Genomic DNA, 13,366 nt, shown 5'->3' on the forward strand with positions numbered 1-13,366 from the left:
GCCGACATGGCCATGAAGCTCGAAGCCGCCCGCCAGCTCACCTACGCCGCCGCAGCCAGGTCCGAACGCGTCTCCGCCGGCGGCACCAAGGAAGACCTCACCTTCTTCGGCGCCGCCGCCAAGTGCTTCGCCTCCGACGTCGCCATGGAGGTCACCACCGACGCCGTCCAGCTCCTCGGCGGCTACGGCTACACCCGCGACTACCCCGTCGAACGCATGATGCGCGACGCCAAGATCACCCAGATCTACGAGGGCACCAACCAGGTCCAGCGCATCGTCATGGCCCGCAACCTCCCGTAGGCACGCGGAAGGGGCGCCCCCGCCACCGGGCGGGAGCGCCCCTCCGTACGACCGGCGGGATCAGCGGTTCGACTCGACGGTGACCTTCTCGTCGTTCTGGATCTGCTGCACCAGCTGCTTGACCTTCGGCATGTCCCACTTGAGGGAGCCCTGCGGCGCGGTGCCCGAGATCGGCATGTTCATCGACTTGCCGTCGCCGCTGTTGATGCCCTTCATGGCGAAGAACATCTTTCCGAGGTCGTACAGGGACATGTCCTTGTCCACGATCAGCGTGTCCAGACCGGCGCCCAGCGTCGGGTACAGCGCGAACGGGTTGATGATGGTGCCCGGCGTCGCCGCCTGGTTGGCCAGGGCGGACAGGAACTTCTGCTGGTTCTTCGTCCGCTGGAGGTCCGACTCGGCGAAGGCGTACCGGGTCCGGACGAAGGCCAGGGCCTGCTCGCCGTTGAGGGTCTGCGTGCCGGCCTGGAAGTTCGCGCCGGACTTCTTGTCCTTGAAGCCCTTCTCGATGTTCAGCTCGACACCGCCGAGGGCGTCGACGATGTTCGCGAAGCCGGCGAAGCCGATCTCCGCGTAGTGGTCGATGCGCAGCCCGGTGTTGAACTCGACGGTGCGGACGAGCAGCTCGGGGCCGTCCATCGCGTACGCGGCGTTCAGCTTGGAGCCGCCGCGCGCCGGGTACGACTTGCCCGACTCGGAGCCGACGAAGTTCGGGATCGTCACCCAGGAGTCACGGGGGAGCGAGACCATCGTGTTCCCGCTGGAGCAGGCCGCGAGGATCATCATCGAGTCGGTCCGCTTGCCCTCGGCGGAGCCGGTGTGGAGCTTCTTCTTCTCCTCGGCGGACATGCCCTCGCGGCTGTCCGAGCCGACGATCAGATACGTGGTGCAGTCGCCCTCGGACGGACGCTCGATGACCTTGGAGAGGTCGACCTCGTTCCGCATCTGCGAGCTGGCCCAGGCGTAGGTGCCGATGCCCCAGGCGACGACGGCGACGACCAGGACGATCGAGCCGACCTTGATGCGCTTGCGCCAGTCCGGGGCGGGCCGCCCGGGACCGCCGGAACCGGGGCCCGGCGTGTACTGCGGCGGCACGGTGCCGCGCCCGCCGCCCTGCGGACCGCCGTAGACCTGGCCCGAGCTGTAACCGGAGTCGTAACCCGAGCCCTGGGCCTGGGTGAAGTTCGGGTTGTAGCCCTGGTCGTGCCGAGGCGGCTGCTGCGGAACCTGCCGACGCTGCACATGGCTCATCCGGCGAGGCCCCTCGGGCTGGGGGTTCGCGCTGCCACGGCCGTAGCCGCCGTCTTCGGGCCAGTCATTCATGCGGACCAGTGTGCCGGGGAAGCCTTTCCGCGCGACAGGGCGGGTGGAACTTCGGGCCGGTGCTGTTGCCAAGCTGATGCAAAGCGGACCGAACGGCGACCGCCGGGGGACCCGGCATATGGTGGAGGGCATGACAGATCAGGGCGATATCCCGGGCAAGCCCACCTCGGCCTCCCGCACCACCCTCAGCCACATCATGACCAGCCACGACACCAACCTCCTGGGTACGGTGCACGGCGGCGTGATCATGAAGCTGGTGGACGACGCGGCCGGCGCCGTCGCGGGCCGGCACTCGGGCGGCCCGGCGGTCACCGCCTCCATGGACGAGATGGTCTTCCTGGAGCCGGTCCGGGTCGGCGACCTGCTGCATGTGAAGGCCCAGGTGAACTGGACGGGCCGGTCGTCGATGGAGGTCGGCGTACGGGTCCTGGCCGAGCGCTGGAACGAGTCGACGCCCGCCACCCAGGTCGGCTCCGCGTACCTGGTCTTCGCCGCGGTCGACGCGGACGGCAAGCCCCGCCCGGTCCCGCAGGTCGTCCCGGAGACCGAGCGCGACAGGCGCCGCAACCAGGAGGCCCAGATCCGCCGCACCCACCGGCTCGCCCGCCGTCAGGCGATCAAGGAGCTCCGCGAGCGCCGGATCGCCGAGGGCTACGAGGACTGAGGGCCGGCGGGCACGGTCAGCGCGTGCGAGGCCGCGGCGGCGCCGTAGGCCCCGGGCCGGGCCCGGTGGCGGCGGGCCCGCACCGCCGGCACGGAGAGTGGCATCCCCGCACCGGACGCCACCGTGAGCAGCAGGCAGGCCCCGGACAGGCCCGCCGCCGGCGCGTCCCCGTCGCCGGTGCGTGACGCGCCGAGGTCACGATCAGCACGGCCGCCGAGGCGGCCCGGTCGGCCTCGCCCGGCACGGCGTCCGCATTCACGGGCACACGACCTCGTCGCCGGTCACGGCCTCGAAGGGCCCGTCGCGTACGGTCTCCTCGCCGTGGACCGCCGTCACGCCCTTGTAGTCGGCTCCCACCGTGACCCGCAGCGTGCCGCCGCGCCCCGGCACCGGCCGCAGTTCGGCGCCCGGCAGGGCCGCCGCGAGGCTCTTCGCCGAGCGGTCCCAGCGGGGGTCGTACTCCACCAGGGTCCGCGCCCGTTCCTTCCCGGTGCCGGTCATCGGCGTCCGGGTGGTGTCGAAGCCGGTCCCGCGCAGCGCGTCGTCGACCTTCCGGCCGAGTCCGTCCGTGCGGGTCCCGTTGTAGACCTGCACCCGCACGGTCCGCGGCGCCACGTCCACGACCACGCTCTTCGGCGCCTTCGCCGAGGACGCCGTCCCCTCGGCGGGCGCGGCCAGGGGACGGTCCTCCCGCAGCGCGGCGAACAGCTTCCGGGCCTTGGCCGCGTCCCACTTCACCGTCGACCCGATGCCCTTCACGGGGAAGCTCATGTCCCCGATGGGCACGGACACGAACTCCGAGGACGCCGGCGTGAAGCCCCGCATCGCCTTGGAGAGGGCGAGCAGCTGGTCCGTGCCGAAGTCCTGGTCGGCCCGGACGGAGCTGAGCATCGTCGTGGCGACCTCGCGGAACCGCACCGGGTTGAACAGCACCCCGCCGCTGGTGATCCGCTCGACGAGGGCCGCGAGGAACCGCTGCTGGCGCTGCATCCGGCCGATGTCCGCGGCCCCGTCGATGTGCCGGGAGCGCACGTACTGGAGCGCCTGTCCGCCGTCCAGCTCATGGGTGCCGGCCGGCAGGTCGAGCCCGGAGTAGGCGTCCTTGACCGGCCGGGTGGTGCAGATCTGCACCCCTCCGACCGCGTCCACCGTCCGCATGAAGCTGGTGAAGTCGACCTCCAGGTAGTGGTCGATCTTGACGCCGGTCATCGACTCGACGGTCCGCACGGTCAGTCCGGGCCCGCCCTCGGCGTACGCCGCGTTCAGCTTCACCGGATGCGCGTGGTGCTTCTTCCCGCTGGTGAGGTCGGTGTGCTCGGGCATCTCGGCGTACGAGTCCCGGGGCAGGCTCACCACGCTCGCCCGGTCCCGGTCCTCCGAGATGTGGACCAGCATCACGGTGTCGGTGCAGTGGCAGGGCGCGCCGCCGAGCCGGTACTTGGCCTTGTCCTCGGGGGTGATCCGGTCCCGTCCGTCGGTGCCGACGACCAGGACGTTCATGCCGTGGCCCGCCTGCGGCCGGTTCTTCATGTCCTTGAAGGGGTCGACCCGGGTGATCCCGGTGTCGAGGCCGGTCACCAGGGCGTGCCCGATCCCGCCCGCCGCGAGCACGGTCACGGAGAGCGCCGTCGCCATCCGCATCCCCCACCGGGGGCGCCTCCGCCTCCGGCGGACCGGCGCCGATCGGGCGGCGGGCCGGGGACGGGGCGTGCGGGGCGGTGTGGGCACGGACGGACACCTCCGCGGGTGTGACATAGGGAACCGTGAGCACGGTAGGCCCATACGATCAGCGCAAGGCAGAACCACCCGTGCGGCACGCCCGCTGTCCCCCGTTCGCGGTAACGCGAGGGGCGGATCCGCCGGCCGTCCCCGGCGGGGCCGGGCCCCGACGCACGACGGCCGGGCCCCGTGAGGGACCCGGCCGTCGCGCGCGGCGGTGGGGAAGGATCAGCTCTTCCCGTCCCACTTGTAGACCGAGTAGATGTCCATGCAGGTCGCCTTGTCGTCGGCGCCCTCGGGCAGGTCGCCCGCCTCCGCCGCCGGCTTCTTGTACGTGTCGCCCTCGCGCCAGTCCGCCCCGACGACCAGCGTGATGCCCTCCACCCCGGCATCGGCCCGGGCCTTGGAGTCCGGCAGTCCGAGGGCCTTCGCCACGGACACGGCGTTGGCCTTGGCCTGGTCGCCGCCGTCCTTCGGGTAGAGGACTGCGGTGTCCTCGCGGGGCCGCGGCTCCTTGGAGGCGCCGGCCTGCGTGAAGCCCTTGTCCGTGAGGACCGAGGTGATCGCCTTGGCGCGGCCCTCGACGGGCGACCCCTCGGTGCCCGCCGTGCCGTTGGCGACGGTGACGGCGAAGGCGCCCGGGGCCTCGGCGGGTGTCGTCGGCTTCGCGGACGCGCCCGGCTTCGGCTTGGCCGAGGCCGGCTTGCCGTTCTTGTCGAAGGCGATGTCGTCGCGGAGCATCGCCCACATCTTGTCGGCGGACGACTTGACCATCTGGAGCTTGTTCCGGTCCTGGGCCCACTCGGTGGTCGGGACCGTCGCCGTCGTGAGGCGGTTCATCTTCACGTTCTTGAGCTGCATCGACAGGTCGAAGAGCCGCTTCACCGACTTCAGTTCGTCGGAGACCTGGAGCGCCTTGGTGGCCGTCTCGGCGAGGCCCATCAGCTGGCCGGTGTCGCTCCAGGCGTTCTGCTTCTGGAGCTTCTCGACCATGCCGTTGAGGTACATGTGCTGGGCCTTGGCGCGGCCCTGGTCGTTGCCGAAGGCGTGCCGGGTGCGGAGCCACTGGAGGGCCTGCTTGCCCTGGATCTCGTGGGTGCCCTCGGGCAGCTTGAGGCCCGAGCCGCCCTTCACCAGCCGGGTCGGCTTGTCGTAGACGCCGGTCTTCACGCAGACGGGGACGCCGCCGACCTCGTCGGCCATCGCCACCACGCCCGCGAAGTCGATCATCATCCAGTGGTCGATGTAGACCCCGGTGAGGCTCTCCCACGTGGTCAGCGTGCAGCCGGGACCCCCGCGTCCCAGCGTCTCGTTGATGGGGGAGGTGGTCGTCGCCGCGTACGACGAGCCGTCCTGGCCCGTGCACTTCGGGATCGGCACGATCGTGTCGCGCGGGATGGAGACGATGGACGCGTTCTGCCGGTCGGCGGACACGTGCAGCAGCATCTGCACGTCCGCGAGCGGCTTCGCGTCGCGGAGGTTCTTGCCGCCGCCGAGGGCCACGTTCTTGGCGTCGGCGCGGCTGTCGGAGCCGATCAGGAGGATGTTGAGCGGGGTGTCGCCGAGGGCGTTGGGCGAGGCCTTCTTGACGCCGCTCTCGCCGCCCGCGCGCGAACCGCCGCGGATGTTGCCGTTGAGGTGCTCGTAGTACAGGTATCCGGCGCCGGCCGTCCCGAGTATCAGGACCGCCAGGGTGACGGCGACCCAGCGCAGCACCTTGCGTTTGCTGGCCTTCTTGGCGCGCCGGCGCGAGCCACCGCGGCGGTTGGCCGCGCGACCGTCGGCGCCGCCGCCGTTCGCCCCGCCCTCGCCCCGGCCGCCCGCGCCCTTGCCCGCGGCGCCGCGCCGGCGCTCGGCGCGGGTCGTCGTGTCGGCGGGCGCCTCCGCGTTCTCCTCGGGAGCGTCGTCCGCTCCGTCGCCGGCGGCCGCACCGGCGTCGTACGGCTCGTCGTCCCAGCCCCGTTCACGGGCGCGTGGAACACGTSCCCGCGTTCCCTCCCCACGCACGCTGTTCTGTCCCACCCCAGGTCCCCTCATCAGTCAGGAGCGCGCCACATGCCGGTGTTTCCGGACTACTTGGCGCACACCTGCTTGTCAGCTTGTACCTTCTCGACGTCCGGCGCCTTTACCGGACCGTTGATGGGCACCCCCGCGCCCTTGAAGTCGGCTCCGAGGACGAGCGTCATGGGCTCGCGTACCCCGGCGTCCTGTGTGCCAGGCCTGAGAGCCGTGGCGGCCAGTCCCATCAGGTCCGCGAGCTTGCGGGCCTGATCGGCCTGGTTCGGTGCGTAGGTGAGCGTCGTCTTCGCCGCCTTCTCGGGGGCGTTGCTCTTGTTGGTGGAGCGCGTCACGCCCTCCTCGTTCTGCAGCCAGTTGATGGTCGACTGGGCCGCGCCCGTGATGCCGCTGCCGTTGAAGACGTCGACGCGTACGTCGGCGGCCTGGGCCCGGGTGCCCTGGAGGAGCTTCGCCTGGGCCTGCGCCTGCGCGTTCTTGGCGTCCTGCTGCTTCTTCTTCACCTCGGTGAGCGAGGTGTCGGCCTGCATGGCGGCGAAGAGCTGCGGTGCCTGCGTCGGGTGCGGCACGACGGTGATCGGCTTCGGCTCGTCGGGGTTGTCGATGACGGGCAGCGTCGCGAAGGCGATGTTCTTCGTGTCGATCGAGGAGAGCTCCTTGGCCAGGTCCTGGAGCTTGCCGAGGGACCCTATGCCCTTGTCGACGGTGAGCGCGTCCGTCGCCGCCTGGGCGAGGTCGTACAGCTTCGTCGGGCTGGTGAGCGTCTCGTTGGACTTCATCTGCCGGATCATCGAACCGAGGAACTGCTGCTGGACCTTGATCCGGTCGAGGTCGCTCTTGTTGCCGAAGCTGGAGCGGGTACGCACGAAGGCGAGCGCCTTCTCGCCCTCGATGACCGACTCGCCGGCCGGCAGCTTCAGATGCGACTTGGGGTCGTCGACGGCCTTCTCGACGCAGACCTTCACACCGCCGACGGCCGAGGTCAGCTCCTTGACGGCGTTGAAGTCGACCATCATGAAGTGGTCGACGGTGAGGCCGGTCAGCTCCTTGACGGTCCGCATGGTGCAGCCCGGGTCGCGGCCGTCCTGGCCGAGGCTCACGTTGAAGCGCGCCTTCTGCTGGCCGGGGATCGTGAGGATGTTGCCGTCGGGCTGCCGCGACTGGCACTCGGGGATCGTCGTCATCAGGTCGCGCGGGATGGAGAGCGCCGTGGCGTTCGTCCGGTCCTTGGAGACGTGGAAGAGGATCGTGGTGTCCGCGTGGCCGGGGCTGTCGGTGTCGCCGTAGCCCGAGTTGCCCTCGCCGGTCCGCTTGTCGGTGCCGATGATCAGGACGTTGAAGGCCTCGCCCTTGCGGAAGCCCTTGCTCTCGGCGCCCACCGGGTCGACGACGTCGATGTTGCCGTCGAGCTTGTTGTAGAGCAGGTACGCGCCGGTCGCGCCGGCGACCAGGACGAACGCCATGGTGCCGCCGGTCCACAGCAGGATCTTCTTCTTGCGGGACGCGCCCTGCTTGGGCCTGCGGCGGCTCGCGGGCGACAGTCGGTCCCGGCCCTCGTCCGGCTCGGGGACCCGTCGGCGGCGCTGGCCGGGCACGGGTGCCTCGACGGCGGGGTCGGCGGAGGTGTCGCGGGAGGCGGGAGCGGGAACGGTGGCTCTACGGGCGCCGGAGGCCGCCTGCTGCGAGGACTGCCCAGCGGAGTCGTCCAGTCGCAGTTCGTAGTTGCCCGTCTGCGGGTTGAGCACCCACTGGTCGGCGGGGTCGATCTCGTCCGCCCGTCCACGGCTGTGCGCGTCCACGGTTACTCGAGTCCTCCGTCGGTGCCACGCGAGGCGCCTCCCCGGTGGGCGCCGCTCTCTCGGTCGTTCGATCCTTGGTGAGTGCGACCACGCGGTCGGGGTGCACCGGATCGCGCCACACTATCCGCCCAGTTCAGCGCGGGGCGACGCGCGTGACAAATTCCACGCCCCTTACAACCGGGCAATTTGCCCAAACCTCATCCCTCCCGGCCCCCACGGCCCCCTCGGGCCCCCTTCGAACTAGGAGCAGACCCCCTCCGCGGCGTTGCGTCCCGTGAAGGTCGGAGTCGTCGAGGGAGCCGGGGCGTCCGCGTCGTCGGGCTTGCCGTCCGCGCCGGTCCCGCCGGTGCCCGTGCCGTCCTTCTTCTCCTCGCCCGGGGTCACCACGACGGCCCGGTCCTCCCGCAGTTGCCTGAACAGCTGACTCGCCGCCGGCTGGACCAGTTCGTCCCGGTTCGCGTTGTACGTGTAGGGGCGGCGGGGGACCGTGAGGAACTGCACCTGGTCGGTGGGGATCGCCCGCATCGAGCGCGCCAGGTCGTACAGGTCCCGCAGCGAGTCGAGCCCCTGGTCGGTCGTGATGGACTTGGTGGCCGCGTCCAGGACCGGGTAGAGCCTGGTCGGGTTCAGCAGCACCCCGTTGCTCTGCACCTTGCTGACCAGGGCGCCCAGGAACTGCTGCTGCCGGTCCATGCGCTCGGTGTCGCTGCCGTTGCCGAGCGACTTGCGGGCCCGTACGAAGCCCAGGGCCTGCTCGCCGTGGAGCGTCTGGCGCCCCGCGGGCAGCTTCAGCTTCGCGGCCGGGTCGTCCACCGGCTCCTTGAGGCAGACCTCGACGCCGTCGACGGCGTCCACCATCTTCTTGAAGCCCCGGAAGTCGATCACCATGTGGTGGTCCACCCGGATCCCCGTCAGCTTCTCGACGGTACGGATCGTGCACGCCGTCCCGCCGAACTCGAACGCCCAGTTGAACTGGGCGAACTGCTCACGGGTCCGCGTCCCGTCCGCCTTGCGGCAGCCCGGGATCGTCACCATCAGGTCGCGGGGGACCGAGACGGCTGTCGCGGTCTTCTTCCCCGCCGACAGGTGCAGCAGGATCGTCGTGTCCGAGCGCTGGGTCCCCCGGTCCTTGCCGTACTTGCGGTTCCCCTCGCCCGACCGGGTGTCCGAACCGATCAGCAGGATGTTCCGGGCGGCCGAGGCGACCGCCGGCGGGCGCTCCTTCTCGTACCTCCGCAGCTCGTCGGCGGCGGTGGTGTCCGTCGTGATGTTGCCGTCGAGCTTGCGGTAGAACCACCAGCCGACCCCGGCCGCGGCCAGCACCACGAGCGAGACGCCGAGCGCCGTCCACCGCAGCCAGTGGCGTCGGCGCCGCGGCTCCCCGGGAGCCCCGGGAGCCCCGGGAGCCGTGCCCTCCGCCGCCGCGCCCTCCGTCGCCGGGGGGTCCGGTTCGGCGGGCGTACCCGCGCGGTCCGTCACGTCTGAGTCCGTCCTTCGTGGCGTCGGAGGCGCGCCGGGCGGCCTCCGGTCGTGGAAGGAGACGGCCGAACCCGACGCAGGGTGGTGCGAAGGGAGTCGACTCCCCCCGGCCGATCATGTACCGGACGGGGCGTACGGACCCGGGGACTCGGCGCGGCGTTACGCCGAACGGGCCCCCGGCGGCCCCCTCCTGCACCCTGGTCGGCGGAGGCGGGGCCCTGAGACGGGTGTTCTGGGCGGGTTCAGGCCGCGGTGGCCGTGACCCGCTCGCTCTCCACCCGCTGGGCGAGGGAGGCGGCCGCGAGCCGGTCCAGGTTCCGGCAGAGGACCACCGAACCGCCCGCCGCCAGCGGGGCGTACAGGCCCGTCGAGAGCCCCTTCCAGTCCTCGTAGCCGAGCCCGGAGAGCAGCCGGGCGCCGGGCGCGAGCCCGAGGGCCTCCGCGTCCGCCCGGGCCCGCTCGACGAGCTGCGCGCCGCCGAGCTCCTGGCCGTCGACGAGGAGCGCGGGGGCGGCCGGGTCGACCGGGACGAACGGCGCGAACCGGTCACCCTGGCTCGGGACCTCCACCGCGTAGTCCGCGTACCCCGCGGGCGCGGCCGGGAAGCGGCGGCCCAGCGGGGCCAGGGAGAGCGCGATCCGCTCCCCCGAACAGGCGAGCCCCGCGTCGAGCGTCTCGGGCCCGGCGACCACCAGGTCCGCGCCGGCCGGGTCGCCGCCCACCTCCGCCACCACTCCGACGGACGAGCAGGCGAGCAGCCAGACGGCCGTCTGCCAGTGCGCGGGCAGCAGCAGCGCGAGCCGGTCGCCGGGCGCGGCGGACAGCTCGCCCTGGAGCAGGTTCGCCGTCTTGGCCACCCAATTGGCGAAGGTGGCGACGGACAATTCCACCCGCTCACCGGTGGCGTCGTCGTAGAAGGTGACCAAGGGGCGGGCGGGGTCCGCGGCGAGAGCGGATCGCAGCAGGTCGGCGGGGGTGCGGTCGGTGGCGTTCACGCCGGACAGCGTACGCGCGCCGCCGAGCCCGGGTCCGCCGTACCGGTGACGCCGTCCACCGGTCGGCCTGACGGGCAGTCGGTTCCGCGACGGTTTCCCGGCGCGCGGAACGCCCCCGGGCTCCGCACGATCGGCCTATGCGTGCCTCACTCGCCTCCTCGATCGCCGTGACCTGCGCGACGGTCCTCGCCCTGCCGGTTTCCCTTGCCGCACCCGCGGCGGCCGCGGTGCCCTCGGCGCTCGGGCTGCCGCCGACGGTCTCCGCCCAGCCGCCCGCGCCCGATCTGCCCGGCGCCACCCAGTCGCTCCCCCTGGAGCCACTGGGCGACGCCGACCGGGCGCTGGGCGGCGGGACGGACGACACCGACGTCCAGGGACTCACCCGACGGGACGTCAGACCCTTCTCCCTCGTCGGTGTCGTGTGGGACGACCCGGCGGCCCCCCTGCACGGCGTCGTGCAGGTCCGCACCCGGGCCTCCGGCGGCGACGTCTGGTCGGAGTGGCAGGACGTGGAGACCCACAACGAGGAACACGGCGCCGACCCGGACACCGCGGAGGGCCGCGGAACGGCCCTCAAGGGAGCCACGGCCCCGCTGTGGGTGGGCGACTCGGACGGCGTGGAGATCCGGGTGCGGGGCGACGAGCCGCTCCCCGAGGGCCTGCGACTGGAACTGGTCGACCCGGGCGAGGTCCCGGGCGAGACCCCGGAGCGGGACCCGGCGGCCACCGCGGCCGCGGACCCGACGGCGACCGCCGCCGCGTGGTCCCGCACGGGGGCGGCCACGCTGTCCCTCGCCCGGCTGAGCGCCGCGGAGGCCGCGGCGAGCGCGGTGAACACCCAGCTCGCCCCGTACGGCGCGGCCTGGATCCCGGCCCTGTCCAAGGAGCAGACGGAGCTCTCGCTCCCGTACCTGTCGCGAGGACAGGAGGCGATGGCCCCGCCGGCCGCCGCGGACGGCGCCCGGACCCCCGCCGACGCCCAGGCGCCGGAGCTGGCCGCCGCGAAGCCGTACATCGGCCCCCAGCCCAAGATCATCACCCGTAAGGGGTGGGGTGCGGACGAGCGCATCCGCGAGAAGGGCTTCGTCTACACCAAGAGCATCAAGGCCGCCTTCGTGCACCACAGCGCCACCGGCAACAACTACACCTGCGCGCAGGCCCCCTCCGTCCTCCGCAGTATCTACCGCTACCACGTCCAGAGCAGTGGCTGGCGGGACTTCGGCTACAACTTCGCCGTCGACAAGTGCGGAAACATCTACGAAGGCCGGGCCGGGGGAGTCGCCAAGCCGGTCCTCGGCGCGCACACCCTCGGGTTCAACACCAACAGCATGGGCATCGCCGTGCTCGGCACCTTCACCAAGAGCGCCCCGCCGGCCGCCGCGGTGACCGCCGTGGCCCGCCTGACGGCCTGGAAGCTCGGGCTGCACGGGGCGAACCCGAAGGGCACCACCTACCTCGTCTCAGGTGGCGGAAACCTGTACAAGAAGGGCAAGAGCGTCAAGTTCAACGCCATCGCCGGACACCGTGACGGATTCGCCACGGAGTGCCCCGGAGCGAAGCTCTACGGCAAGCTCGGCACGGCCCGTACGAGCTCCGCGAAGTACCAGGGAAGGCCGTGAGGGGGCCATCGGGGCAACCGTCTGCATAAACTGACCGGTCATATCGCACGGACGACCGAGACGGGCGAGCCGACGGGCCCCGAACAGGAAGCAGAGACGACAAGGTGACAGAAGCGATCCTCCTGGTCGGTGGCAAGGGAACAAGGCTGCGACCCCTCACGGTCAACACGCCCAAACCCATGGTTCCGGCGGCCGGCGTCCCCTTCCTGACGCACCAGCTCGCCCGCGCCCGTGCCGCCGGCGTCGAGCACATCGTGCTCGCCACCTCCTACCTGGCCGAGGTCTTCGAGCCGCACTTCGGTGACGGCTCGTCGCTCGGCCTGAGCCTGGAGTACGTCACCGAGGAGGAGCCGCTCGGCACCGGCGGTGCGATACGCAACGTCGCCTCGCGACTCCGCTCGGGCCCCGACGACCCGGTCCTGATCTTCAACGGCGACATCCTCACCGGCCTGGACATCCAGGCCCTCGTCGCCACCCACTCCTCCTCCGGCGCGGACGTCTCGCTGCACCTCACCCGCGTCGAGGACCCGCGCGCCTTCGGCCTGGTCCCCACGGACGCCACCGGCCGCGTCACGGCCTTCCTGGAGAAGCCGCAGACGCCCGAGGAGATCGTCACCGACCAGATCAACGCCGGCGCGTACGTCTTCCGCCGCTCGGTCATCGACACCATCCCCACCGGCCGGCCCGTCTCGGTCGAGCGCGAGACCTTCCCCGAGCTGCTGGCCGCGGGCGCGCACCTCCAGGGCATGGTCGACTCCACGTACTGGCTGGACCTCGGCACCCCTCAGGCCTTCGTCCGCGGCTCCGCCGACCTGGTCCTGGGCCGCGCGCCCTCCCCGGCCGTGCCGGGCCGCTGCGGGGACCGCCTGGTCCTCCCGTCGGCCCGTGTGGCCCCGGACGCCAAGCTGACCGGCGGCACGGTCGTCGGCGCGGACGCGGTGGTCGGCGAGGGCGCGCGCATAGCGGGCTCCACGCTGCTGGCCGGCGCGGTCGTCGAACCGGGCGCGGTGATCACCGACTCGCTGATCGGCGCGGGCGCCCGCATCGGCGCGCGGACGGTCCTCGCGGGCGCGGTGATCGGGGACGGGGCCCAGGTGGGCGCCGACAACGAGCTCCGCGAGGGCGTCCGCGTCTGGTGCGACACGACCCTTCCCGCGGGCGCGGTCCGCTTCTCGTCGGACCAGTAGCCCCGCGTCACGAGCCCGGGTTCCGCGGAGTACGGGGGATCCCCGCGCTCCGCGGAACGCGTGCTGCCACGGAAGCGGGGCGGYCGCGGCCGCCGCCCGGCTACGCTCGTCACCATGTCCGGCCGCTTCACACCCCCCACCACCCCCACCACGATCCGCGGCGGCGAGACCCCCGTGCCCCGCAGCGGCCCGGCGGCCGACGTGCCGGACCTCGGCCTCACCCTCGGCCCGCTCCGCCGCGGCCCCGCCGACCCCACCTTCCGGG

At 72.2% G+C, this 13,366-nt stretch carries 10 protein-coding genes; 4 read left to right on the plus strand and 6 right to left on the minus strand.

Annotated features, from left to right (window positions below; genetic code table 11):
• Positions 1 to 300, plus strand: a 300-nt coding sequence (locus EAO70_RS17600; protein ID WP_261992803.1) for an acyl-CoA dehydrogenase family protein, incomplete at its 5' end; no start/stop codon positions are given.
• A gap of 60 nt (positions 301 to 360) precedes the next feature.
• On the opposite strand, the gene EAO70_RS17605 is transcribed toward EAO70_RS17600, so the two are convergent.
• Positions 361 to 1,623: an LCP family protein gene (locus tag EAO70_RS17605; protein ID WP_187283935.1), complete on the minus strand. Its 1,263-nt coding sequence runs from the start codon at positions 1,621 to 1,623 to the stop codon at positions 361 to 363.
• A gap of 130 nt (positions 1,624 to 1,753) precedes the next feature.
• Between EAO70_RS17605 and EAO70_RS17610 the strand changes: the two genes are divergently transcribed.
• Positions 1,754 to 2,287 carry an acyl-CoA thioesterase gene (locus tag EAO70_RS17610; RefSeq protein ID WP_148003905.1) on the plus strand — a complete coding sequence of 178 codons (534 nt, stop codon included), beginning with the start codon at positions 1,754 to 1,756 and terminating at the stop codon, positions 2,285 to 2,287.
• Between the two features lie 255 nt (positions 2,288 to 2,542).
• Here the strand turns inward: EAO70_RS17610 and EAO70_RS17615 are convergent, their stop codons facing one another.
• The 5 genes from EAO70_RS17615 to EAO70_RS17635 all read right to left on the minus strand — a co-directional run bounded on the left by EAO70_RS17615 (position 2,543) and on the right by EAO70_RS17635 (position 10,295).
• Positions 2,543 to 3,928 (minus strand): LCP family protein, encoded by a 1,386-nt coding sequence (locus EAO70_RS17615; protein WP_148003906.1) that lies wholly within the window; start codon positions 3,926 to 3,928, stop codon positions 2,543 to 2,545.
• 306 nt (positions 3,929 to 4,234) lie between these two features.
• Positions 4,235 to 6,028: an LCP family protein gene (locus EAO70_RS17620; RefSeq protein WP_261992924.1), complete on the minus strand. Its 1,794-nt coding sequence runs from the start codon at positions 6,026 to 6,028 to the stop codon at positions 4,235 to 4,237.
• A gap of 50 nt (positions 6,029 to 6,078) precedes the next feature.
• Positions 6,079 to 7,821 (minus strand): LCP family protein, encoded by a 1,743-nt coding sequence (locus tag EAO70_RS17625; protein WP_148003908.1) that lies wholly within the window; start codon positions 7,819 to 7,821, stop codon positions 6,079 to 6,081.
• 240 nt (positions 7,822 to 8,061) lie between these two features.
• Complete coding sequence (locus tag EAO70_RS17630; RefSeq protein WP_148003909.1) at positions 8,062 to 9,300, minus strand: LCP family protein; 1,239 nt, start codon at positions 9,298 to 9,300, stop codon at positions 8,062 to 8,064.
• A gap of 242 nt (positions 9,301 to 9,542) precedes the next feature.
• Entirely contained in the window at positions 9,543 to 10,295 is a 753-nt protein-coding gene (locus EAO70_RS17635; RefSeq protein ID WP_148003910.1) for a TIGR03089 family protein, read from the minus strand.
• Between the two features lie 137 nt (positions 10,296 to 10,432).
• On the opposite strand from EAO70_RS17635, the gene EAO70_RS17640 reads away from it, so the two are divergent.
• Together EAO70_RS17640 and EAO70_RS17645 are read left to right on the plus strand one after the other, a co-directional pair.
• Positions 10,433 to 11,914, plus strand: a complete 1,482-nt coding sequence (locus tag EAO70_RS17640; RefSeq protein WP_148003911.1) for a peptidoglycan recognition protein — start codon at positions 10,433 to 10,435, stop codon at positions 11,912 to 11,914.
• 104 nt (positions 11,915 to 12,018) lie between these two features.
• A complete protein-coding gene (locus EAO70_RS17645; protein ID WP_148003912.1) occupies positions 12,019 to 13,101 on the plus strand; it encodes an NDP-sugar synthase in 1,083 nt (360 codons plus the stop codon).
• Positions 13,102 to 13,366: the final 265 nt, after the last annotated feature.

Origin of the sequence: Streptomyces sp. adm13(2018) (assembly GCF_008042145.1) — a bacterium.
Taxonomy (GTDB): domain Bacteria; phylum Actinomycetota; class Actinomycetes; order Streptomycetales; family Streptomycetaceae; genus Streptomyces.

What these genes read in the sequence shown, in the direction of transcription:
- EAO70_RS17605 (WP_187283935.1), bottom strand. Translation starts at nt 1,623, where the DNA reads ATGAATGACTGGCCCGAAGACGGCGGCTACGGCCGTGGCAGCGCGAAC.
- EAO70_RS17610 (WP_148003905.1), top strand. Translation starts at nt 1,754, where the DNA reads ATGACAGATCAGGGCGATATCCCGGGCAAGCCCACCTCGGCCTCCCGC.
- EAO70_RS17615 (WP_148003906.1), bottom strand. Translation starts at nt 3,928, where the DNA reads ATGCGGATGGCGACGGCGCTCTCCGTGACCGTGCTCGCGGCGGGCGGG.
- EAO70_RS17640 (WP_148003911.1), top strand. Translation starts at nt 10,433, where the DNA reads ATGCGTGCCTCACTCGCCTCCTCGATCGCCGTGACCTGCGCGACGGTC.